Source organism: Thalassospira sp. CH_XMU1420-2 (genome assembly GCF_037029325.1).
In the GTDB taxonomy this organism is placed as follows: domain Bacteria; phylum Pseudomonadota; class Alphaproteobacteria; order Rhodospirillales; family Thalassospiraceae; genus Thalassospira; species Thalassospira povalilytica.
This window is the reverse complement of the sequence record NZ_JAYMEG010000002.1, coordinates 115,377-138,187: the sequence shown is the minus strand read 5'-3', so window position 1 is coordinate 138,187 and position 22,811 is coordinate 115,377. Positions and strand designations below refer to the sequence as shown.

The 22,811-nt window shown below is 56.4% G+C and carries 28 protein-coding genes; 21 read left to right on the top strand and 7 right to left on the bottom strand.

The genetic code is table 11. From position 1 onward, the window contains the following. Positions 1–155: 155 nt before the first annotated feature. The 13 genes from WA429_RS05345 to WA429_RS05285 all read left to right on the top strand — a co-directional run bounded on the left by WA429_RS05345 (position 156) and on the right by WA429_RS05285 (position 10,502). Entirely contained in the window at positions 156–2,087 is a 1,932-nt protein-coding gene (locus WA429_RS05345) for a hypothetical protein (protein ID WP_287465760.1), read from the top strand. Then, entirely contained in the window at positions 2,087–2,536 is a 450-nt protein-coding gene (locus WA429_RS05340) for a hypothetical protein (protein WP_287465761.1), read from the top strand. The genes WA429_RS05345 and WA429_RS05340 overlap by 1 nt, the downstream gene beginning before the upstream one ends. 4 nt (positions 2,537–2,540) lie before the next feature. After that, the gene (locus WA429_RS05335; protein ID WP_336107190.1) at positions 2,541–3,977 is read left to right on the top strand and encodes a hypothetical protein; all 1,437 of its coding nucleotides are present in this window, start codon (positions 2,541–2,543) and stop codon (positions 3,975–3,977) included. Positions 3,978–4,070: 93 nt separating this feature from the next. Then, positions 4,071–5,168: a phage head spike fiber domain-containing protein gene (locus WA429_RS05330; protein ID WP_287465764.1), complete on the top strand. Its 1,098-nt coding sequence runs from the start codon at positions 4,071–4,073 to the stop codon at positions 5,166–5,168. Between the two features lie 3 nt (positions 5,169–5,171). Beyond that, positions 5,172–5,489, top strand: coding sequence for a hypothetical protein (locus WA429_RS05325; RefSeq protein ID WP_287465765.1), 318 nt, complete (start codon positions 5,172–5,174; stop codon positions 5,487–5,489). 56 nt (positions 5,490–5,545) lie between these two features. Beyond that, entirely contained in the window at positions 5,546–7,105 is a 1,560-nt protein-coding gene (terL, locus tag WA429_RS05320) for a phage terminase large subunit (RefSeq protein ID WP_287465766.1), read from the top strand. 291 nt (positions 7,106–7,396) lie between these two features. Next, positions 7,397–7,702, top strand: coding sequence for a hypothetical protein (locus WA429_RS05315; RefSeq protein WP_068517887.1), 306 nt, complete (start codon positions 7,397–7,399; stop codon positions 7,700–7,702). A 23-nt stretch (positions 7,703–7,725) separates the two neighbouring features. Further along, a complete protein-coding gene (locus WA429_RS05310) occupies positions 7,726–7,863 on the top strand; it encodes a hypothetical protein (RefSeq protein WP_287465767.1) in 138 nt (45 codons plus the stop codon). Between the two features lie 185 nt (positions 7,864–8,048). Next, positions 8,049–8,363 carry a hypothetical protein gene (locus tag WA429_RS05305; RefSeq protein ID WP_068517888.1) on the top strand — a complete coding sequence of 105 codons (315 nt, stop codon included), beginning with the start codon at positions 8,049–8,051 and terminating at the stop codon, positions 8,361–8,363. Continuing rightward, the gene (locus tag WA429_RS05300) at positions 8,356–8,832 is read left to right on the top strand and encodes a cell wall hydrolase (RefSeq protein ID WP_287465768.1); all 477 of its coding nucleotides are present in this window, start codon (positions 8,356–8,358) and stop codon (positions 8,830–8,832) included. The genes WA429_RS05305 and WA429_RS05300 overlap by 8 nt, the downstream gene beginning before the upstream one ends. Before the next feature lie 12 nt (positions 8,833–8,844). Further along, positions 8,845–9,333 carry a 3TM-type holin gene (locus WA429_RS05295; protein WP_287465769.1) on the top strand — a complete coding sequence of 163 codons (489 nt, stop codon included), beginning with the start codon at positions 8,845–8,847 and terminating at the stop codon, positions 9,331–9,333. Further along, entirely contained in the window at positions 9,330–9,920 is a 591-nt protein-coding gene (locus WA429_RS05290) for a helix-turn-helix domain-containing protein (RefSeq protein WP_287465770.1), read from the top strand. The genes WA429_RS05295 and WA429_RS05290 overlap by 4 nt, the downstream gene beginning before the upstream one ends. A 6-nt stretch (positions 9,921–9,926) precedes the next feature. Next, positions 9,927–10,502: a PIN domain-containing protein gene (locus tag WA429_RS05285; RefSeq protein WP_287465772.1), complete on the top strand. Its 576-nt coding sequence runs from the start codon at positions 9,927–9,929 to the stop codon at positions 10,500–10,502. Positions 10,503–10,514: 12 nt separating this feature from the next. On the opposite strand, the gene WA429_RS05280 is transcribed toward WA429_RS05285, so the two are convergent. Further along, positions 10,515–10,901 (bottom strand): hypothetical protein, encoded by a 387-nt coding sequence (locus WA429_RS05280; protein WP_287465773.1) that lies wholly within the window; start codon positions 10,899–10,901, stop codon positions 10,515–10,517. Between the two features lie 207 nt (positions 10,902–11,108). Continuing rightward, positions 11,109–12,020, bottom strand: a complete 912-nt coding sequence (locus tag WA429_RS05275; protein WP_287465774.1) for a PhzF family phenazine biosynthesis protein — start codon at positions 12,018–12,020, stop codon at positions 11,109–11,111. A gap of 73 nt (positions 12,021–12,093) precedes the next feature. On the opposite strand from WA429_RS05275, the gene WA429_RS05270 reads away from it, so the two are divergent. Both WA429_RS05270 and WA429_RS05265 read left to right on the top strand, forming a co-directional pair. Further along, the gene (locus WA429_RS05270; protein WP_287465775.1) at positions 12,094–13,011 is read left to right on the top strand and encodes a LysR substrate-binding domain-containing protein; all 918 of its coding nucleotides are present in this window, start codon (positions 12,094–12,096) and stop codon (positions 13,009–13,011) included. 37 nt (positions 13,012–13,048) lie between these two features. Then, the gene (locus WA429_RS05265; RefSeq protein WP_101247432.1) at positions 13,049–13,417 is read left to right on the top strand and encodes a DUF952 domain-containing protein; all 369 of its coding nucleotides are present in this window, start codon (positions 13,049–13,051) and stop codon (positions 13,415–13,417) included. Positions 13,418–13,549: 132 nt separating this feature from the next. Here WA429_RS05265 and WA429_RS05260 read toward each other — a convergent pair whose 3' ends face one another. Both WA429_RS05260 and WA429_RS05255 read right to left on the bottom strand, forming a co-directional pair. Continuing rightward, complete coding sequence (locus WA429_RS05260; RefSeq protein ID WP_101247431.1) at positions 13,550–13,825, bottom strand: hypothetical protein; 276 nt, start codon at positions 13,823–13,825, stop codon at positions 13,550–13,552. A gap of 367 nt (positions 13,826–14,192) precedes the next feature. Next, positions 14,193–15,305 (bottom strand): NADH:flavin oxidoreductase, encoded by a 1,113-nt coding sequence (locus WA429_RS05255; RefSeq protein WP_287465778.1) that lies wholly within the window; start codon positions 15,303–15,305, stop codon positions 14,193–14,195. A gap of 208 nt (positions 15,306–15,513) precedes the next feature. Here WA429_RS05255 and WA429_RS05250 point away from each other — a divergent pair, with 208 nt between their 5' ends. The 3 genes from WA429_RS05250 to WA429_RS05240 all read left to right on the top strand — a co-directional run bounded on the left by WA429_RS05250 (position 15,514) and on the right by WA429_RS05240 (position 18,052). Beyond that, complete coding sequence (locus tag WA429_RS05250; RefSeq protein WP_101247586.1) at positions 15,514–15,897, top strand: winged helix-turn-helix transcriptional regulator; 384 nt, start codon at positions 15,514–15,516, stop codon at positions 15,895–15,897. A 101-nt stretch (positions 15,898–15,998) separates the two neighbouring features. Continuing rightward, positions 15,999–17,162, top strand: a complete 1,164-nt coding sequence (locus tag WA429_RS05245; protein WP_287465781.1) for a quinone-dependent dihydroorotate dehydrogenase — start codon at positions 15,999–16,001, stop codon at positions 17,160–17,162. Between the two features lie 5 nt (positions 17,163–17,167). Further along, positions 17,168–18,052 (top strand): TIGR01459 family HAD-type hydrolase, encoded by an 885-nt coding sequence (locus WA429_RS05240; protein WP_287465783.1) that lies wholly within the window; start codon positions 17,168–17,170, stop codon positions 18,050–18,052. Positions 18,053–18,069: 17 nt separating this feature from the next. Here the strand turns inward: WA429_RS05240 and WA429_RS05235 are convergent, their stop codons facing one another. Continuing rightward, positions 18,070–18,768, bottom strand: a complete 699-nt coding sequence (locus WA429_RS05235) for an HNH endonuclease (protein WP_287465785.1) — start codon at positions 18,766–18,768, stop codon at positions 18,070–18,072. A gap of 82 nt (positions 18,769–18,850) precedes the next feature. On the opposite strand from WA429_RS05235, the gene WA429_RS05230 reads away from it, so the two are divergent. Next, positions 18,851–19,009 (top strand): hypothetical protein, encoded by a 159-nt coding sequence (locus WA429_RS05230; protein ID WP_336107188.1) that lies wholly within the window; start codon positions 18,851–18,853, stop codon positions 19,007–19,009. Between the two features lie 129 nt (positions 19,010–19,138). After that, positions 19,139–19,597 carry a pyridoxamine 5'-phosphate oxidase family protein gene (locus tag WA429_RS05225; protein ID WP_287465788.1) on the top strand — a complete coding sequence of 153 codons (459 nt, stop codon included), beginning with the start codon at positions 19,139–19,141 and terminating at the stop codon, positions 19,595–19,597. A gap of 29 nt (positions 19,598–19,626) precedes the next feature. Here WA429_RS05225 and WA429_RS05220 read toward each other — a convergent pair whose 3' ends face one another. Together WA429_RS05220 and WA429_RS05215 are read right to left on the bottom strand one after the other, a co-directional pair. Beyond that, entirely contained in the window at positions 19,627–20,499 is an 873-nt protein-coding gene (locus tag WA429_RS05220; RefSeq protein ID WP_287465789.1) for a DMT family transporter, read from the bottom strand. Positions 20,500–20,652: 153 nt separating this feature from the next. Continuing rightward, complete coding sequence (locus tag WA429_RS05215) at positions 20,653–21,507, bottom strand: D-amino-acid transaminase (RefSeq protein ID WP_114113490.1); 855 nt, start codon at positions 21,505–21,507, stop codon at positions 20,653–20,655. A 391-nt stretch (positions 21,508–21,898) separates the two neighbouring features. On the opposite strand from WA429_RS05215, the gene WA429_RS05210 reads away from it, so the two are divergent. Continuing rightward, entirely contained in the window at positions 21,899–22,807 is a 909-nt protein-coding gene (locus WA429_RS05210) for an arylamine N-acetyltransferase family protein (protein ID WP_287465790.1), read from the top strand. Positions 22,808–22,811 lie beyond the last annotated feature (4 nt).

Genomic DNA, 22,811 nt, shown 5'->3' with positions numbered 1-22,811 from the left:
CCGGGGGATAGTCCCGGGATAGGCAGGCACGGATCGCTTTCGCGGCAATGACATGGGGCACAACCGATACATGGAACGAATGTCAGTTCGGCAGAGGCGGGAAATCTGATCCGCAAGTTCATCATCACACGCGACAGTCAAGCAGGGAGCGGCCAATGGCCCGCAGGGTTTTTGAGAAAAACACCTTTTCGACCGGGGAACTGGCACCGGAATTGTGGGGGCGTTCGGATCTGAATGCCTATGCCAACGGGGCGGCACGTTTGCGCAATGTGTTTATCGAGCCGTCCGGCGGGGTAAGACGCCGTCCGGGCACGCGCCTTGTTGGCGAGCTTGACGGGCCGGTGCGTCTTGTTCAGTTCGAATTCAATACCGAACAGACCTATATCCTGGCCTTTGGTGATCAGAAGGCCTTTGTGTTTGAAAACGGGGTCAATACCGTATGGTTTGAAACCCCGTTCGGGCCGGAACATCATGATCTTTTGAACTGGACGCAAAGTGCCGATACGCTTTTGGTGGTTCATCCCGATGCCCCGCCGGTGCGCATCAGCCGCACACAGGCCGGAAGCTGGCAGGTGACGTCCTGGGCCTGGCGGGCAACCGATCAGGTCACAAGCCAGCCGTTTTACAAATTCATCGACCCGGCAGCGACCATCACACCATCCGCCACCAGCGGATCGGTGACCCTTGTTGCCAGCATGGATATGTTTGACGCCAACCATGTCGGAACCCTGTGGCGGATTGCCGGGATCGAGGGCGAAATAACCGCCGTTGGCGACGCCCAAACAGCAACCATGACCCTTAAGGGCAGTTTGGCGGATAGCAATGCAACGGTCGATTTTGCCGAGCAGGCCTTTTCGGATGTGCGTGGCTGGCCGCGCAGCGTGACATTCCATCAGGACCGGCTGGTGATTGGCGGATCACGTGATTTGCCCAACCGGCTGTGGATGTCGCATTCGGGCGATCTGTTCAATTTCGAACTGGGCGAGGGGCTGGATGACGAGGCGATTGAATTCGCCCTTCTGGCCGATCAAGTCAATGCGATTACGGGGATTTTTGCCGGTCGCCATCTTCAGGTCTTTACCAGCGGATCGGAATGGATGGTGACGGGGGATCCCCTGACACCGGCCAATATTCAGGTCACCCGTCAAACCCGTATCGGCAGTCAAAGCCATCGCACCGTGCCATTGGTCAATATTGACGGGGCGACGGTATTTGCCGGGCGCAGCGGGCGCGAAATTCGCGAATTCCTGTTTACCGATGTCGAGCAGGCCTATGGATCGGCCGATCTGGCATTGCTGTCACGTCATCTGGTCAAGGACCCGATTGATCAGGCCTTTGATGCCAATCGACGGCTGTTGCATGTGGTGATGGCAGATGGATCGCTTGCCACCCTGACCCTTTACCGGTCCGAGACCATTACCGCCTGGTCGGCACAGCAGGTGGCGGGGTGTGATTTCACATCGGTCGCGGTGTCGGGCGGGGATGTCTATGTCAGCCTGAAATGCGGGGATCGATACTTTCTGGCCCTGTTTGATGAGGCATGCGGGTTTGACTTGCAAATCAGCCAGTCGGTCCAAACGGGCGAAGAACCGCGCCGGCATTGGGGACAGCTCGGCGCGCTTGAAGGGATGGAAATCAATGCCTGGGGCGATGGTGTTCTGATCCCCGGGCTTGCGGTGGCGGGCGGGACGGTGACCTTGCCCGGCGATGTCGGGGCGGTCACAACACTTGATGTCGGTTTGGCCTTTGCCCATGAAATCTTTGCCCTGCCACCGGCGGCATCGGATGGCAGCCGCCCGCACGGGGGCAATGCGGTGCGTCTGGTGTCCCTGACCTTGCGGCTGCAACAAAGCGGGCAGCTTCGTGTGGATACCGGGCGCGGCCTGCGTGATGTCGCATTGCCGGTGGCGCTGGTATCGCCGGATGATCCGGACGGGCTTTATAGCGGGGATATCACATTGCGAAGTCTTGGATGGCGGCGCGGAAGCGGGGGGACCATCCATTCGGGTTTGTGGCGGATTGCCGGGGATTTTCCCCGGCCTTTTTTATTGCTGGGATGTGCATCGGAAATGGGGGTGAATGACTGATGGGTGGCTTTACATCAATCGTGCCGATGGCGGCATCGGCCTTGCAGACCGGACAACAGATCCAGGCCAATCAGGCCAGTACGCAAAGCCGGATTGCCATGCTTGATGCTGATCGCAAGGCCGAACTGGCCGAAATTGACGCAAACCAGAAACAAAAGGATGCCGATCGCGAAGATGCCCTGCGCCGCAGGCAGGCGACCCTGCGTGCCAGACAGGGGGCATCGGGACTGATGGCCGGTGGCAGCGGATCTGCCAGTGCGGTGCTGGCCGGTTATGAAAAGGCCGCGCGCGACGATCAGCAGGCAGATGCGTCCGAGGCCAGTCGCAAACGCAATCAGATCAATGCCAGTGCAAGCTGGCGTGAAAAGTCGCTGTTGCGCACCGCACAGGATGATACGACCGCCCGGCTGAGTGCCTGGTTCGCGCGGCGTGACGGGTTGGGGGGATAAGGATATGGGAACGGTCTTTACCAATCAGATGACCGCATCACGCCAGTTCGAAGGCGATGGGGCGCGCGATGAATTTCCATTCGATTTTGATGTGTTTGACAGCGGCGATGTCGCAATCAGCCTTGATGGCGAAACTGTCGAGACCGGGTTTCACGTTACCCTTGGCCGATCAGGGACGGGGGCGGGATCGGCGGCGGCCAGGGGGGCGGGCGGCATCGTCAAATTTGAAACCGCACCGGCATCGGGGGTTCGGGTCGATATTACACGCGCCTTGCGGTTGCGCCGCCTGAGTTCCTATGACGCCATGTCGGTACCGCGCGGTGATGCGATTGACCGTGATCTTGATTTTGTGACCGTGGCAATCGGCGATATTGACCGGGCGCTTTCGGGGGCCTTGCACCTTGATGCGGCCGATCGCGATCAGGCATCGGCGAAACTTCCGGCGATCGCGCCGGGGCGTGTTCTGATCTGGAATGACGAGGGGGATGGTCTTGCCAATGGCCCGGATGCGAAGGATATCGCCAATGTGGCCGGCAACGCGACCCTTGCCCAGGCGGCGGCCAATCGGGCGGAGGCCGCCGATGCCCGGTCGCAAACAGCCCTGGCATCCTTTGGGCGTGATCATGCCGGTGCGATGCTTGATCTTGATTTTCGCAGCGGCAATGCCCTGAGCTGGGAGGATGAGCGCCGCCAGCCGGTGATTGATGCACCCTTGAACCGGATCATGGATATCCGTGAAACCGGCGCATTGGTGCGATTGTCAAACGGGGCGCGGGTGACATTGCCCGACGCATCGATTGCACGCAACGGGGTGCGTTATCGTCTGTTTAACGGGGATGGCACACAGGTCGATATCGCAGCGGCCAGCGGGGATGTGATTGCACCGGTCCATGGCGGGGCAGAAGGCGGGATTTATCCGCTGCCGATCCGGGGGGATATGGTTGACCTTGTCTGTGACGGGATCACCGGAGGGCGGTGGTTTGCCTGTCCGGTGCGCGAAAGCGGACCGGTCGTCAAGCTGTTGCGCACCGCATCGCAAAGCATCCCGGCCGGGGGTGCGTTCCTGATTGAGTGGGATCAGGTGGTCGAAGACAGCCACGGGCTTTATGACGCCGCCAGTCATGGCCTGACCGGGATGGCGCCGGGATTTTACCATATCGATGTCGGGGTAAGTTTCCCGGTCACCAGCGAAGCGGTGATGACCACCCTGTCACTTGAACGGTTCAATGGCACGGACTGGAACATCCATCTGCAATCCAATGACATCACCGCGACCGGAAGCGGTGCCAATCACAGCTTGCGGCTTGGCGGTGTGGTGCGCATTGCCCCGGGCGGGGCAAGCGGGCTCAGGATCCGGTTGCGCCACAGCGATGATGTGACCCGCATGATCGCGGCCAGTGATCTTTTGAGCTGGTGGCATCTGCACCGCATTGGCGGGTAGCACAGCCTGTGTGGCGTGACTGCTTACCCGCTTACCTGTTTGCCTGGGCGGCGGGCAGAAATTCCTGATTTCGATTTCAAGGAGATGCATCCAATGGGATTGCGGTATCAGCCGCTTGCGGCCGCCATGACGGTGGCGCGGGCATCAAGCAAAATGATCGGCGGTGAAAACGGATTGATCACGACCCTTGGCAATGATCAGCCGGGGTTTGATCATGACCGGCTTGGCCGGCGCAAGGGGCTTTTGATTGAGGGGGCGGCAACCAACTTGCTGCGCTATTCCCGCGATTTTTCCAATGCACTTTGGGAAAAGAACGCCGGTGTAAGTGTTGCGCCAAGTGCGGTTGCTGCCCCGGATGGCAGTTCGGACGCCATGTTGCTTGACCTTCCGGGCGGGGCCGATGGCCTTTATCAGAATGTCGGGTCGCTGATCAGTGGGGATGTCTATTGTTTTGCCATCTGGATGCGCGCACTTTCGGGAACGGTTGATGTCACCCTTGGCGGGATCAATGGGCCGTCAAGCCATAACATCAGTCTTGATGAAACCTGGCAGCGTGTGTGGATCTCTGAACCAGCATCGGGCACTACGCGCTATCCGAAGATCAGTACGGCGATCTCGAACCTTCCGGCATCGGTGCTGATTTGGAATGCGCAACTTGAAGCCGGACCCGCACCGACATCCGATATCATCAGCAACGGCATCCCGGCATCGCGGGCCGCCGATAAGGTGACGCTTGATCCGGCTGACTGGTTTGCCCAAGGGGCCGGGACAATGGTGTTTGATCTGCATACTGCCCCGGCATGGGCTGGCATCTGGCGGATCGCACAGCTTTATTCCGGCAGTCTCAATGATGATCATCTTGATCTTGGCTATGACAGCGATGCCGGTCAGTTGCGCATATCCTTGCGCCGGGATGGTGTGCCGATCGTTACCCAGTCGCTTTACGGGGCGCTGTCACCAGATACCCGCCACCGCATTGCGCTGGCCTGGGAGGATGATGTTATTGCCGTGGCCCTTGGCGGCAGCGTTTTGAAAACCCCGTCGGGCTTTGCTATGCCGCGCAATTTTTCCAATATTGTGCTGGGATCCTTTGGCGGAACGGACAAGCATATGAACGGGCATCTGCGCAATCTGGCCTATTGGCCGGTCAGGCTTTCGGATGCGCGCCTGTCTGATCTTTCGGTGGTTTAGGTCATGGGGAAGGCCAGAAAAACCGACCCGGTTGCCGCCCTTCGCACCCGCCTTTTGGCAGAGCTCCCCGATGATATCGCACAGGCGCGTGATGCCTATCAGCGCCTTGCGGGCGAGGCCGCAGGCATCATGGATGCCAAGGAATTTTCCACCCATCAAGGGGCGTGCAAGGCCGCCCTTGGTCATCTTGAAAGCCTGATCAAGTTGCTGCGCTGGGCGTGTGATGGGGCGGAAAGTTCGGCAGCCGATACGGAAGGTGGCACGGTACGTACCATTGATCAGCTGATAACGGATGCAAGACGTACATTACAAGATACGTGACGCCGCGGGTCGTGCTTTCACGGGAATGACGGTTGTTTGACGGGGAGGGGTGTGGAATGACGGCGCAAATGCAATCCGCGCGCTTTGCCGAATTCGTCTGGATCTGGGATCAGGTTCTGGGGCTTGGCTTGCCATCCCATCATAGGAAAATGGCCGACTGGCTGGAGGAGTGCTGGAACGCCGGGCGGCGCGAGATGTTGCTGATGGCGTTTCGCAATTCCGGGAAATCAACGATTGTCGGGCTGTTTTGTGCCTGGTTGCTCTATCGCGATGCCGATTTGCGCATTCTGGTTCTTGCGGCCGACCTTGATCTGGCCAAAAAGATGGTGCGCAATGTCAAACGCATTGTCGAACGCCACCCGTTATTGGCGGGGATTGTGCCCGACCGTCTGACCGACTGGGGCAGTGAAAGGTTCACCGTGGCGCGGCCCGGTGTGTTGCGCGATCCGTCCATGCAGGCTGTTGGCATTGGCGGCAATATCACCGGATCGCGCGCCGATATCGTGATTTGCGATGATGTCGAAGTTCCCAAAAACAGCGATACCGCCCATAAACGCAGCGAGCTTCGCGAAAAACTGTCCGAGATTTCCTATGTCCTGTCGCCCGGCGGCGCACAGCTTTATGTCGGAACCCCGCACAGTTACTATTCGATCTATGCCGATGAAATGCGCCCGGAAACCGGCGAGGTCGCGCCATTTTTAAATGGTTTCTCACGTTTTGTGCTGCCCATCGTCAATAAGCATGGGGCATCAAACTGGCCCGAACGGTTTGATCAGGCGGCAATCGCCGCGATCAGGGCGCGCACGCCAGCCCACAAGTTTCAAAGCCAGATGATGCTGGAAATGGTTGCCCCCAATGCCGGGCCGTTTGATCCGGCGCGTTTGCATTATTACGACGATCTGGCCGAAATCGAATATGCCAATGGCCGGATGCGGCTTGGCATCGGGGATCGCACCATGGTCGCCAGTGCCTGCCACTTTGATCCGAGCTTTGGCGCAGCCAAGGGCGACGGGGCGGTGGTGGCCTGCGTCTATATTTGTGATCAGGGGGAATACTGGCTTCATGATATCGCCTGGTTGCGGGCAAGAAGCCCGCTTGAGGGCGGGCAAAAAGGCGATGCCCCGTGGCGTGACGAGGCAAGCCAGCTTTGTGCACAGGTCGGGGCATTCATGGCGCGTAACCATCTGCCATCGGTGCGGATCGAGACCAATGGCATCGGGCGGTTCTTGCCCAATATCCTGCGGCGCGAACTTAAAGCGATCGGCTGGGCGGCAAGCGTCGTAGAACATTATGAAGCCACCAACAAGGTGACCCGGATCGAGGATGCCTTTGGCGCGGTGATGGGGGCGGGGCTGCTTCATGTCGGGGCGGCTGTGGTCAAAACGCCGTTCCTGCGACAGTTGCGCGAATGGCATCCCGCCAGTTCTGGTCATAACAGTGCCGGTCATAACAGTGCTGGGCATAATGGTGTTGGCCATGATGACGGGCTTGATGCGGTGGCGGGATGCATTTTGGCCGAGCCGGTCCGTTTGCCACGGGTCGATATGCCGCTGCTTCGCGCCGACTGGCGGCGAAATGGCGGGGCTTTCCGGGCGGAAAACCGTTTCAATCCGTAAGGGTCGGCTTGCAAACCCTGACGGGAGAAAAAAAATTTCTCGCAATGCCAAGTAGTTAGCTCGGCGGTGTATCACATTTGTGAAATATTCATGGAATTTTCAGCTTTGATCCCTACGTTTATTATATGAAAGAATAGTAGAGAGTTTTTAAACCTATACCAAAGCGTAGAGTGCGCCGCGCAAAACAAGTTTATAAACCCGGAAACGGCCAGATCGATTTGTTGATCAATTTAGCAGTCCAGGACAACAAGACGCCCCTGTGGGCGCACCTGACTGTCAGGAGGCCTGACCATGTGGAAGAAACTAAGCTTGATGGCTGTAATGGCAGGTGCCGTTGCAGTTGCGATCCCGGAAACACAGGCGTCTCCGGTTTGTGGTGACCGCAGCAAGGTTATCGACAGCCTGAGTGCCAAATATTCCGAGGAACCGGTTGCGGTTGGCGTTACCTCGAACGGTGGCGTGATCGAGGTGCTCAAGGCGCCGGACGGGCAGACATGGACGATCCTGTTTACCTATCCGTCCGGGCCAAGTTGCCTGGTGGCCTCCGGCGAGGCCTGGCAGGATCTTGAAGCAAAGATCAAGGGACCTGCTGCCTAGGACTGCCTCTGCCTTTCGGGGCCGTGATCAACGGTCTTCCTTGGCTTGGGAACCAGTCACGGTCACTGGTACGGTTACTGGCACTGGCACTGGCACTGGTACTGGTACTGGTACTGGTACTGGCACACGCACAGGAACGGCGCCGGATGGCGCCCGGGTGATGCCAGAACGGGACAGAGACTGCGCATGGATGGTGCGGCCGGATCGGAGCACCCCGTCTATACAAGTTTTATGCCGATCATCTAAGCCGGGGGTGTTGCCCCGGTCGTGATGACCTCCTTGAACTGACCTGCAAACCAACCGGTTTGCGGGTCTTTTTTTTATCGAAATCACGAGGCCCCGGAACATGACCGAGCTTGCCCAGCCTGTCGATGTGATCTGGTGGATCACCGCGGTCGAAATTCCGGCTGTGGCCAGCCTGTTCTGGCTGCATTGGCGGATGCGATCGGAATTGCTGACCCGGATCGAGGATCAGCGCAGCCGCCATGATGCCGATTGCGGTGATCTGCGCGCCGATCTTGCCGACTTCAAGCTTGATGTGGCGCGCAACTATGTCTCGATCCCGTATCTCAAGGACATTGAAAAACGCCTGACGGGGCATTTGCTCCGGATCGAGGCCAAACTTGACAGCCCGCTTAAAAAGGAACCGGTCCATGACTGATCTTATGACCCGCCCGATTGTTGAATCCGAAGCCTTGCCTGACACATTGCCCGAAACATTACCCGATGCCGAAATCCTTGCCCGCACCCTTTATGGCGAGGCCCGCGGCGAAGACCTTGCCGGGATCGAGGCGGTGGCATCGGTGATCCTCAACCGTGTGGCCTTTGCGCGCAAACGCGGGCGCTATTGGTGGGGCAATGACATCAAATCGGTGTGCCTCAAACCCGGTCAGTTTTCCTGCTGGAACGCCAATGATCCCAACCGCAAGAAATTGCTCGCGATCAACCCGCGCGATCCGGCCTATCGCCTGTGCAAGCGCATCGCCAAACGCGCGGTGGCCGGTGATCTTGCGGATCAGACTGAGGGGGCGACGCATTATCACACCCATGCGGTTGATCCCTATTGGGCGCGCGGGCAGGTGCCGGTTGCGGAGATCGGCAATCACATATTTTACAAAAATATTGGATAGGGGAGGTATCACGTGATCCCGGCATTGCTTGCCCAGATCGGCCTGCCGCTTTTGATCAAGGCGGTGGGTGCGGGGCTTGATCATATCGACAATCCGATCGCCAAAACCGCCGCCGACGGCCTTAAACAGGTCGAACAAGCCGTCAGCAAAGGCGATGTTACACCGGCCCAAATCCTTGAAGCCAACCGCCACACTGAACGCATGGCCGAAATCGAACTGACCCGCGATACCGAAACGCTGAAATCGGTCAATCGCACCATCCGGGCCGAGGTCGCCAGCGAAGATGCGTTCGTGCGGCGCTGGCGGCCAAGCTTCGGCTATGCTGTCGCACTCACCTGGATCATGACCATGGGCGCCATCGCCTATGCGATCATCCTGACCCCACTTCAGGCCCCGGCGATCATCGCCGCACTGGTCAATACCAGCCCGATTTGGGGCATCGCGCTAGGGGTTTTGGGGGTGAGTGTGGTGAAAAGGAGTGCTGATAAGAAGATTACGTGATTTCGAATATTTCGATTGTTTCGAATATTGCGTTTACGGAGGTCTTGTCTTATATATTGGGCACCCCCTTTGACCAGATGCGGAAGGGGGATGTCGCGGGAAATGGAGAATGCGCAATGTCGGCAATACGAAAAGATGATTTTGGTGGCCGCTTGCCAACGCAGATCGAAAGCGCAACAGCCGACCAGCTTCGCCAGATTATTGCCTCTCAGGCAAAGGAGGGCGAGGACACCAAGCTGACTGTGATGCGTGGAGAGGGCGGGGCGGAAACCATCACCCTCAGTCCGGCCCTGACAGAAAGCCTGATGAATTTGTTGCGTCTTGTTTCTGGCCGTCAGGGTTTTCAGATGATCCCGCTGTCGGCAGAACTGACGACACAACAGGCGGCAGATCTGCTGAATGTGTCCCGGCCCTATTTGATCAAGCTGCTTGAAGCGGGCGATATCCCGTATGCGACCGTTGGACGGCATCGCCGGATCAAGGCAGAGGAGTTGTTTGCCTATAAAGCCCGGCGGGATGCAGAGCGCGACGATGCTTTGTCTGAGTTGGCGAAGATGGACGCAGAGCTTCTTCTGAAAGGATACTGAGCGCGTATGACATATCGGGCAGATCATTTTACAGCGCTTCTTGATGCCTGTGTTCTGGCCGATGTGTTCAAGCGGAACTTGCTACTCAGTCTGGCGCGAGCTGAGCTTTTTCGTCCGCGCTGGAGCACCCAAATCCTTGATGAGACCGAACGGGCGATCCTGAAAATTACCAAGGGTGAAGCTGATGGCAAAAAGCAGCGTGCGGCAATTGAGCGGGCATTTCGGGATGCCTGTGTGACCGGTTATAGTGCGCTCATCCCGGCGGTGACGTTGCCAGATGCAGATGATCGCCATGTTCTGGTAGCGGCAATTCACACCAAGGCGCAGGTTCTGGTGACAGATGACCTCAAGGATTTTCCGCCCGATGAATTGGCGAAGTTCGGAATCGAGTTAAAGTCATCTGACGAATTCATCGCGGATACGATCACACTTCATGAACAGACAGCGTTCGGTGCGATCAAAGCCATGCGGGCGCGCTACCAAAACCCGGCCCTTACGACAGGGAAGATCATTCAGTTTGCGGAAAGCCGTAGTCTGCTGTCGACGGCGCTCTTGCTCAAGGAATATGAGCAATATTGGTGATCGTCACCCAGGTCATTTGGTGTGCTTTAGAAATGTGTCAATATCTTCGGGTGCATATCCCAATAACTCCCCCATCCGTGCTGAATCTGCGTCGTGATCCTTGACCGTTCCGACGCATAAATTGCGCGACATGATCAGGGCTTCTTCGATCCGCCATTCTTCGCCGGGCAGGGCGAAGAACAGGTAGCGCATTTCAAAGGGCGGGCGCGGGATGATTTCTTCAACACGGATGATGGTGCCTGCGGCGACATGCGGGGCGAAATCGGCGTCGGGGAAATAGTCGCTGACATGAAGGGCTTCTGAAAACATTGCCATCGGCTTGGTGCCGGCCAGCATCAATTCCAGTTCGCGGTCATTATGCGGGCCGATGCCCGGCGGCAATGTCAGTTCATCATCCATCATGCTTATCCGCATTGTGTCAGCCAATCGTCGCAGCGGCGTGGGGCGTCGTCAACGATGATGTCCTGTCTTGGGCTGTTAGCGTCGCCATCAAATTTACCTGTGGGTAAATAATTGCTGCTTGTGGCTTGGGTTTGGGGGATGTTTGCCGACGGGTAGAATGCGGGTGCTTCCACGACGGCAGAAGCACCCGGGATGGTGGGCAGATCAAAGGGTGATGTTCAGGCTTTTCATTACCTTGCCCTGACCGCCGGCCAGAAGGCCGGTGATGCGGTGGTCTTTGAGGTCCAGCGTAACCTTGATCTGGCTTGGTGAGGGTTGGGCCATGAATGCACCCTGGGCGATCAGGAAGGTGTCCTTGTTCATGTCCAGAAAATCATGAAGCACACAGGCAAGCGGGCCGGCGGCCATGCCGGTGGCGGCTTCTTCGGCGATGCCATAGCGCGGGGCGAACATGCGGGTGGTGGCATCAATTTCCGCATCACCGGTTTCGGTGGTGAAGATGTAATAGCCGATCAGATCAAGTTTTTCGCTGATCGCGTTGATGGCGTCCTGATCGGGGGTGATGTTGGCAAGGATTGCTTGGTCCCTGACCGCCAGCACGATGAAATTATTGCCGGTATTGACCAGAACCGGGCGGGCGCGGTCATCAAGATCATCACTGGCAAGGCCGAGTGATTTCAGAACATCGCAAAGTGTGACGCCCTTATCAGACCAGTTAGCCGCAGGGGTATAGGTCGGCGCAAGCTGTTCCATATAGGCCATGCCGCGATCAAGAATGATCTTGCGCGGGCCATCGACAGTTTCCTTGGATGTTTCGCCATCGCCAAAGCGTTGAAGTTCGGCCAGATAGGAAAAGGTCGCGATGGTGGCATGACCGCAATGGGCGATGCGTTTGGTCGGCGTAAAGAAATCAAGCCTGATGCCGCAGGTCTCGGATTTCGAGACAAAGGCGGTTTCCGACAGCCCGACCTTTTGCGCGATCAAAAGCTTTTCATCGTCACTATAGCGGTCGGCATCCAGCACCACCCCGGCCGGGTTGCCGCCCGCGCCATCTTTGACAAAGGCATTGACGATCTGAACCGGAACGGTCCGGGTGATTTCTTGATGTATGCTCATAACTATTTTCCTGCTAAAATCTTTGTTGATCCTATTTTAGAAATCAATTCACAGATTATGAATTCATATATAAATGAAGAAATCTCATGAAAAGTCGCGTGCAGGCCTGATGGCCAAGGCCAATCAGAATGCCCCGCTTTTGGCGGCGATTGCGCGGGAAAACAGTTTCAGCAAGGCGGCCGAAATACTGGGCGTGCATCAATCGGCAATCAGTCATCGGGTCAATCTGTTGGAAGGGGCACTTGGCTTTTCGCTGTTTGATCGCACCACGCGCCAGATCACCCCGACGGCATATGGGCGTATTCTTTGTGCCGCGGCGATTGAGGCCATGGCGGTCTGGGATGGGGCGTTTGATCGGCTCGAAAAGTTCGAAAACCGGGGGGCGGTGCGCTTGTCGGTGTCATCGTCGCTGGCGATGAAATGGGTGTTGCCGCATTTGGGAGGTGCGGCGGAGGCGGGGCTTGAAATCGCCCTTGATGTCAATGACCGCCCGGCTGATTTCCGGGCGGGCGTAATTGATGCCGCCATCCGGTTTGGTGTCGGGCCCTATCCGGGGCTGCATTCGACCCTGCTTAAAAAGGCTGAAATAATGCCGGTGGCCCGGCCGGGATATTGTGATCCCGGTGCGACCCTTGAAATGATCGCCGGTTTGCCATCGACCACATTTCTTAAAGACGTCGCGGGGGAGCGGGATGATACCGATTTCAGTTGGGCTTATTACAAGGATCAGGCGGGGCTGAGCATTGAGACGGATGCGCGCCACATTGCCTTTGATCGTGCCGATCTGGTGTTGCAGGCGGCAATCAACGGTATGGGCATCGGGCTTGGCCGGACCCTGCTGGTCGAGGGCGATATTGCCCAGGGCTTCCTTGTGCCGGTCGGGCCAGCGGTTGCGATGAAGTCGGCCTATTGGCTGGTGTGTGGTTCCGATTTTGCCGGGACGGAGCGCTATGCGACGCTTCTGGGCTGGCTTAAAAGCCAGATGAAATAGGCTTGCCGTTTTGGGCGGGCCTGCCTAAATTCCGGCCATGACAAATACAGAACATGAAATCATTTACCGCGTGCTGGGATCGGATGAATGGGCGGAAGCCCTGGCATCCGGGCAGTATGCCGGTGCGCCGCACGATATTGCCGATGGCTTTATCCATTTTTCGACCATTGATACGCTGGCGGCAACACTTGCGCTGCATTACACCAAGCGCGACGGGTTGAAGCTTTTGCATGTGCCGGTCGCACCGATCAAGGCCAAGCTGAAATGGGAACCGGCCCGCGGTGGTACGCTGTTCCCCCATCTTTATGATGTGCTGGCCGTTGCGCATGTAACGCGGGTTGATGATTTGCCCCTTGATGCGAACGGTGTTCACATCCTGCCCGAAGATCTGCAACAGACGCAGTGATCAGACGATCATAGGGCGTGAAAATGCGCCAAAAGCAAACGGGCAGTGCTGTGATCAGCGCTGCCCGTTCTGTCTTGTGTTCAGTTTGCGTCGTATCGTTTTTACGTTGGTCGTTTTTATTTTGATGTTGGACTAGCCGTTCAGCAGTGTCGAAACTTCAAAGCAGACCCCGGCCAGGATCACCAGCACGGTGACACCCGACAGAGTAAAAGCCGCAAGATTGGGAAAAGGGCTTCTTTTCAGGCGGTTTTGATATTTGGTGTCGTCATCAACAAGAATGTTGGGGCCACGCAGCATAACGCTCGGCTTTTCGACCTCATCATTGGAGGCCCAACGATGCCGGTTTTCCGGCAGATAAACGCGGTTGCGTTCTTTGGTATTTTCCGGGTTTGCCATGTTTGTCTTCATGTCCATCAACTTCTTTTTATCGGTTCCCAGCCCGTTCCGGCGGCTGTGATGATTGCTGTTCCTGATCTATGGAATACCAAATACTATCCCAAAGATCAATAAAACTATACCAATGTATATTTATAAAAATTAAAGTTCGTCCAAAAATCGCAGTTTTCTGCTGGTTTCGTGATGGTATAGGGTGATGCCGATGAGGATAGGTATAGTGCCGTCAGACCCCGAAACAGGGGTGAGAAGAACGAATCCGATGGATGGAAGCCGTAGTGATGGTTGCATTCAAAAAGACCGGGCAGCGCCGATGATGGCGCTGCCCGGTTTCTTTTTGCGTATGGGGGATACGCATATGCGGTTTCGGGGGATGTTTTGATCAGACCAGTTCGGCCAGGGCCGCAGGATTGAAATCCTCAAGCTCGTCAAAGGCACCCTTGGCGACCTTGTTGGGCCACTGGGCATCCGTGATCAGCGCACGGCCAACCGCAATCAGATCAAATTCGCCGCGTTCCATACGTTCGACCAGACCGTCAAGGTTGGATTTTTCGGATGCTTCGCCCGAAAACGCGCCGATGAAGTCCGATGAAAGCCCGACCGAGCCCACCGAAATGGTCGGTGCGCCGGTAAGCTTTTTGGCCCAACCGGCAAAGTTAAGGCCCTTTTCGCCATCAATTTCAGGGAATTCCGGTTCCCAGAAACGACGCTGGGATGCATGGATGATATCGACACCGGCCTCGACCAGCGGGGCCAGCCAGGACGTCATTTCATCAGGCGTGGTTGCAAGGCGGGCGGTGAAGTCCTGTTGCTTCCACTGGCTGACGCGCAGGATGATCGGGAAATCCGGACCAACCGCGGCACGCATCGCAGCCACGACTTCGCGGGCAAAGGTTGCACGTTCGGCAATGGTTTTGCCGCCAAAGCGATCGGTACGCAGGTTCGTCCCCGACCAGAAGAACTGATCAATCAGATAGCCGTGTGCGCCATGAATTTCAAAGGTGTCAAAACCGGCATTCTTGGCATCAAGGGCGGCCTTGGCAAAGGCGGAAATGGTATCGGCAATATCGGCATCGGTCATGGCATTGCCGCGCGGCTGATCCGGGGCCAGAAGGCCCGACGGGCTTTCGACCGGGGCATCGGGTTCCCATTCGGTAAAGGCGCGGGTCGATCCGGTGTGCCAGATCTGCGGGCCCATTTTGCCGCCTGCGGCATGAACGGCATCGGCAACCGATTTCCAGCCGGCAATTGCCGCATCACCATGGAAAAACGGAATGCCCGGATCATTGCGCGATGCCGGACGGTCAATCACCGTGCCCTCTGACAGGATCAGGCCAACGCCGCCTTCGGCGCGCTTGCGGTAATACTCGGCATTGATCGCACCGGGAATGCCGTTTTCGGCCTTGGTGCGGGTCATCGGTGCCATCACGATGCGGTTGGGAAGCTCAAGGGTTTTAAGCTTGAAAGGCTGAAACAGAACATCTGTGTTGGTCATGTGCGGAAATCTCCGTCTTTTGAAAGTCTATGATGGTGACTAGATATATGATATATACCTGGTGTCAATGAGGCACCTGAACGAAACCAGGTATACTCAAGGAAACCGCACATCCCCGGTTGAGCCGCAAAAAGATGAACCGCAAAAACCGGTGCCGGAAGGGTAATCCGGGAAGAACAAGCAAAAAGGGACGGGAAAAGGACAGGTCATGGAAATGAAGGAATGCTCGATCAAGGAATTCCGCGCCGATTGCCCGTGTCGCGGCCTGTTTGACCAGATCGCCGATAAATGGTCGATGATGATCCTGGCGGTTCTGGCCGATGGGCCATTGCGCTTTAACGCGATCAAGCGCGGGCTTGAAGGCATCACGCAAAAGGCCCTGACCCAGACACTGCGCAAACTTGAACGCAACGGCATTGTCGCGCGCAATGTGATTGCGACATCACCCGTGGCGGTCGAATATGAAATCACCCCGCTGGGCCGCACCCTTATTGGCCCGTTCAAGGCGCTTTATCTTTGGACCAAGGAAAAGATGCCCGAAGTCGAAGCCGCCCGGGCGGCGTTTGACGAACGGATGAATGAGGGCGTCTGACCAACCCGGCCGGTATGGTTGATGCTGCATTGATCCTTGCCCATCGGGGCCGGGGCGCGTAAGAACAGGACAGGTTGTCAAACGCAAAAGGAGCCTGTCGCGTGGGGTGGTACAAGTCACTGGTTTTGCCGATTGTCCGCTGGATCGATGCAGAGACCGCACATGGTCTTGCCATCTGGGCCTTGAAAAACAATCTGGTGCCGCGTGCGGATGACGCAACGGACGCGACCCCGATCCTTGAAGCCGAAGTTTTCGGGCGCAAATTTGCCAATCCGGTCGGGCTTGCTGCGGGGTTCGATAAAAATGCCGAAGTCCCCAATGCCGCCCTTTCACACGGGTTTGGATTTGTTGAAATCGGATCGGTGACACCTTTACCGCAACCGGGCAATCCCAAGCCGCGTCTTTTCCGTCTTTATTCCGACCGGGCGGTAATCAACCGCATGGGCTTCAATAATGACGGGGCGGAGGTCGTGGCAAGCAGGCTGCGCAAACGTGCGCGCCGCGGCATCCTTGGGGCCAATCTTGGCAAAAACAAATATTCCGAAGATGCCGCCGATGATTACGCCAAGGGGGTAGAGGCACTTGGCCCCTATGCCGATTATCTTGTTGTCAATGTATCATCGCCCAATACGCCGGGCCTGCGCGCCCTTCAGGGCCGGGCCCCGCTTGAAAAGCTTTTGAAATCGGTGCTGAAGGCACGCGACAAATTCGCCAAGGGTGTGCCGGTGTTGCTTAAGGTCGCGCCGGACCTGACCGATGAAGACAAATCCGACATTGCGAGTGTTGTGCTTAAGGTCAAAATCGATGGCATGATTGTCTCGAACACCACGATTGACCGGCCGGTCGGGCTTAATTCCTATGACCAGGATGAAAAGGGCGGTCTTTCCGGCCCGCCTTTGATGGCCCCATCGACCAAGGTTCTGGCTGATTTTTACCGCCTGACCGAGGGCAAGGTGCCGCTGATCGGGGTTGGCGGGATTGCATCGGGCAAGGATGCCTATGAAAAGATCCTCAATGGTGCATCCCTGGTGCAGCTTTATTCATCGCTGGTCTATCACGGGCTTGAGCTTGTCACCGAGATCAAGGAAGACCTTGCCCGCAGGCTGCGCAAGGATGGCTTTGCCAATGTGTCTGACGCGGTTGGTGCCGCCTTCCCGGAAATTTCGGGCAAGGGCATCCCGGTCGATGAGGCCCGCGACGCCAAGGCAGCACTTGAAGCCAAAACTGATGCCAAATCGGGCAACAAAGAAGATAAAAAGGACTGACCGGAATGAGCAAAGCCGCCCCCTATGAAATGATCAATGGCCTTTCGGAAGTGATCGGCAAATATGATGCCGTGATCCTTGATCTTTGGGGGGTGGTGCATGATGGGGTTGATCCCTATCCAAGCTCGATCCCGGCGATGAAGGCATTGAAAGAAGCCGGTATTCCGGTTGCTCTGTTATCCAACGCGCCGCGTCGTTCATCGGTCGTCACGGGCCGGATGGAAGATATGGGCATTGCAAGTGATCTTTATGGTCCGGCGGTGGCATCGGGCGAGATAGCCTATCGCCAGCTGGTGGATCGCACCGACCCCTGGTATGCGAAACTGGGCCGCAAGGTGCTTATGGTCGGCCCCGTCCGCGATATGTCGATGTTTGAGCATCAGGATGTCGAAATCGTCAAGACGGTTGAAGATGCCGACTGGGTCCTGATTACCGGCCCGAACGAGGATCATGATCCGGTTTCGAAATATGAAGACCTTTTGCATGCGCTTAAGGCGCGTGACCTTCCGGTTCTGTGCCCGAACCCGGACCGTGAAGTGATCCGTGGTGGCGTGCGCATCATCTGTGCCGGTGCAATTGCCGGACGGTATGAAGAACTGGGCGGTGATGTGCGCTGGGAAGGCAAGCCGTTCGCCAGTGCCTATGACTTCTGCCTGCAAATGTTTGACAAAGGCCCGGATGCCAAGTTGCTGGTCGTGGGCGACAGCATTTCGACCGATATCGCCGGATCAAACAATGCCGGACTTGATGTTGCCCTTGTCACCGGTGGCATCCACGCCGCCGAACTGGGCGCGCCGCGCGGCACCCTGCCGACCCGCGAAAAGCTTGACGCGCTTCTGGCCGCGACGGGCCGTCACGTCACCTATGCGATCGGGGATTTTTGTTGGTGAAGTAAGACCGGTTTTGGTTAGCGGAATTGAGACTGGAATATTGACCATCTCGTTATGAAGTTGGATTTTGTAGGTCCGTCTTTGGGAATTGAAACCGGTTTTCCGTCTAGACTGGGATAATCTGAATGACAATTTGGCCCAAACTTAACTTGCAACGTCTCGGGATCTATGGCGATCTGGTTTGCGTCAAATAAACGATGAAGGTCGGCCCGCAGTAAAATGCCGTTTCCAATAGTGTCGCTTCCGCCATTTGAAAACGGTTGTATGTGCGCGGCTTCCAAAGCATATGCTGTTCGGCATCCGGTAATCGCGCAGGAGTGTCGATAGTATCCCAAAAGCAATTCTCTGAATTTGGATTGAGCAGGTCTTGCCAACGTTCGGTAGTAGGTTGGCATAAGCTCACCGGCTTCTGGCGAGGTGCTTGATTGTCGTGTCGGAGAGAAAAGAGGATTCAGGGAATATTTAAACGTGATGAAGTTACGTTTCGGGGCCAAGCACCAGTTAATCTCGGAAATTAGCCAGTGAGGACCCCTGAATTTTTCCGGATGTTCTTTTGCCGCCAATTTGGCTATCTCGCGTAGCTGTTCGAGTGTCTTTCCTTCGTTTTTCTGAAGAAAGTCGAACTGATGCCAAGCGATGGTGCCAATCCTCTTGGGATTAGATTCTGTTAGGATTTGTAACATTGCATCAGGTGCAAAGTCTTTTGCTGAAGCCATTTTAGTGTCATCCTGGTCAAGCAAGTATATGTGAAGGGATTTTTACATGAACAGGATAGCTCTTTCAGACTTGTCCAAGCAATTGGATCTACGGAAGACCGAGCTTGGCTATTCCGGGCAGGATTATGTTGCGCGCAATTCCGGGGAATACCGCACCGAAAGCAAGCGCGCACTTTTGCGCAATATTGCGGCTGCGGCGGCGGAGCGTGGTGAAGAACCTGCCTTCAAGGCCAATTACTAATCCCGGCGCATATGGATGTGTTTGACCCGCTTTTCTGGTGAAAGGCGGGTTTGTTTTTATGGTCAGTACGCGGTTGAGCTGTCAAAATGTGCAGGCAAACCGGTCATAAAGACGTGCGAGTAATGCCCCATGCTCAATGATGAAATCCGTGATTATGCCAACCGCGCGGTCCTGTGCTGGTTGGCGACCAGCTCCGCGGACGGGCCATCGGTCAGCCCGAAGGAAATCTTTGCCTGTTATGGTGAAGACCGGGTCATCATTGCCAATATCGCATCCCCGCAATCGGTTCAAAATGTCGCACGCGAACCGCGTGTCTGCGTCAGTTTCGTCGATGTGTTTTCGCAAAAGGGCTGGCAGCTTTATGGCGAGGCCGTGCTGATGCGTCCGCGTGATGAGGGCTATGACCATCGCCACGCCATTTTGCAGGGCATGGCGGGGGATGCGTTTCGGGTTGGATCGCTGATCGATGTGCGCGTTACCAAGGCCAAGGAAATCCTTGCGCCGAGTTATCGCTTTAATCCCGATATGGACGAAGCCGCCATGCGCGCCGGTGCGATGATCAGTTATGGCGTAAAGCCCCGCGATTAGCGGGTGCGCCAAGGCGGGGCTTTCCTTGTTCAATGCTCTGCCACGCGCTTTTCGCGGAAGATGATGAAGATGCCGCTGGCGGTAATGATTGCCGCCCCGACAAAGGTCAGAAGATCGGGTGTTTCGCCCCAGAAGAACCAGCCAAGCCCGGTTGCCCAGACAAGGGCGGTATAGTCGAAGGGCGCCACAGTCGGGGCATCGGCAACCCGGAAAGCCTGGGTGATCATGGTCATGCCGCCGGTGCCGACAAAGGCAATGGCGATGAAAAGCCCGATATCCTCGACCCGGATCGGGGTCCAGAAATACCAGACGGTCGCACCGCTTAAGATCGTGCTGGTGAAGCTTAGATAAAACAAAAGCGTCCACATGCTTTCGCGGGCATCAAGCAGACGGGCGCTCAGCATCAAAAGTGCATAGGTAAAGGCCGTGGCGACGGGTAAAAGCGACACCGGTTCAAACGTTGCCGCACCCGGGCGGACAATCACCAGAACCCCGATGAACCCGACCATGACGGCCAGCCAGCGCCGCCAGCCAACGCGTGCAATCAGCACCGATGAAATGGCCGTGATAAACAGCGGGGCGACAAAGGCCAGTGCCGTTGCCTCGGCCAGGCCCATCAGATGGATGCTGGTAAAGAACATGATGGTTGCGGTGATCCAGATGACGGTGCGCATGAAATGCACGCCAACCCGGTTGGACCGAAGCCCGCCAAGCCCGACCATCTTGATGGCAAGCAGGGTGGCAAAGGGAAGCGCAATCGAATTGCGCATGAAGATGATCTGGATCGGGGAATAATGATCCATCAATCCCTTGGCCAAGGCATCATTGATGCAAAGCAGGGCGACACCGGCACACATCAGGATGATGCCGGTCATGTTATGTTGGGGCTGTTGAGCATTCATGGTTGGTGGCGCTTTCCCTTTTGATGGCATGTTTGTTGGGGCGTTTTGCCATCTGTCTTCGAGTGTTAGGGCAAACGGACAGGTTAGGCCACAAAGAAAAACGCCGCCCGGTTGCAGGCGGCGTTTGCGTTGGGACGCAGATGTAAGAGCCGATCAGAGCGCGGTGGCGCGGTTGGCTTCGATGTAAATCTCGCGCAGGCGCTTGGCGATCGGACCGGGAACGCCATCGCCGATTTTCTTGTCGTCGATTTCAACCACCGGGCAGACAAAGGCCGAGGCCGAGGTCGAGAATGCTTCTTTTGCATTCTGGGCTTCTTCAATCGTGAAGTGGCGTTCTTCGATCTTAAGCTGCAATTCCTCGGCGCATTTCAGGACCGATGCGCGGGTGATTCCATGCAGAATGTCGGTCGAAAGTTCGCGGGTTACAATCGTGCCGTCCTGGGTCACGATATAGGCGTTGTTGCTTGATCCTTCGGTCACAAAGCCATCGAGAACCATCCATGCATCATCGGCACCCTTGGATGCGGCTTCGGTTTTGAGAAGCGACGCATAAAGCAGCTGCACGGTCTTGATGTCGGACCGGCGCCAGCGGATATCAGGGAAGGTGACGATTTTCTGTCCACGTTCGGCCAGGGCTGATTTAATCAGCGATTTGCTTTGCGTGAACATAACGATGGTCGGCGTGGTTTCCGGGTTGATTGCGAAATCACGATCACCAGCCGACCCCCGCGAGACCTGAAGATAAATCAGGCCTTCGGTGATGTCGTTGCGTTTTACCAGCTCGCGGTGGGCTTCAAGCAGCTGATCGATATCAGGCTTGAAGGCAAATTTGAGTTCGGAAAGCGAGCGTTCAAGACGCTTCATATGACCCATGAAGTCAATCAGTTTGCCATCAAGCACCGAGGTCACTTCATACACGCCATCGGCAAACAGGAAGGATCGGTCAAAGATCGAAATCTTGGCTTCGGTTTCCGGCAAAAATTCGCCGTTCACATAAACAGTACGCATGGCAACTTTCCTGGGTCAGGAACGGATATGGCTATCCGTCTTTGTTTGATATGGCGACGTTTCCATCGGTCTGCCGGACGTTTTTCCGTGGCGGGGTGATCCCGGCGACCGTCTAAAATCGATTTAGTTACTGATTATCACAGGATGAGGGGCGCTGTCGTGCAAAAGCTGTGGATCATGCGTCTAATTGATTGATTGTTGCTTGTATGGGACGATAATGGCCGGTCATTGTTGTGATGTGGTCCCGAATATCGTCATATTGTCGAAGATTGTTCGATTTCGATGCCAAAAAGCAAAAAGACAATTTTTTCCTTTTGACCTTAACATTGGTTGAGGTTCTATCGTCCTGTTCCATGAGATGAAAATATCATCAGGAATATGGAGCCGATTGATGAACAGTCCCCAGCCAATAAGCCGTGACGTCACACCCGCCAATGATCACAACCGTTTGCAAAGTCGGGTCAATGCCAGTTGGGCAAAGCCGGTCCGCATACCGGTTAAGGAAGTCGATCTTGATGCCTATTTCGCCCGGATCGGTTATGACGGCCCGCGCGAAGCGACCCTTGAAGTCTTGCAAACCTTGCATGCCCTGCATCCGGCCAATATCCCGTTCGAAGCAATTGATGTCTTCAATGACAAACCCATCAGCATCGCGCCCGAAGATGTGGATCAGAAACTGATCCATGACGGGCGGGGCGGATATTGTTTCGAACAAAATTCCCTGTTCCGCCGGGTGTTGCGCAGCCTTGGTTTTGCGGTCGAGGGTCTGGCCGGACGGGTGTTGTGGGGCTATGGCGAAAACGATCTGCCACGCCCGCGCTGCCACATGGCCAACCGGGTGACCATCGATGGCGAGGCATGGCTGGCCGATGTCGGTCTTGGCGGATGTGTGCCGACCGCGCCCTTGCTGCTTGATACTGCCATGCCACAGGTCACCCCGCATGACACCTATCGCGTGACCAAGGGCGAGCACAGCTATTTTGTCGAACTTGAACGTGATGGTGTGTGGAAGGCAGTGCATGAGATCGATATCGCACCCGTGGCCGACATCGATTACGAGGTCATGAACTGGTACGCATCCGACCATCCCGACAGCGGGTTTTGCAAAACCCTGATGGTGGCGCGATCCGCCCCGTTTGCGCGGTTCACACTTCTGAACAATCGTCTGACCATCCGCCTTGTCACCGGCGAGGAAGAGCAACACAAACTTGCCGTTAGCGACATTCCCCAGACCCTGGCCGACATTTTTGGCATCGCGCCCAAGGAAAGCTGGAAAATCGCCTTTTCACGGTTGATATAGCGCC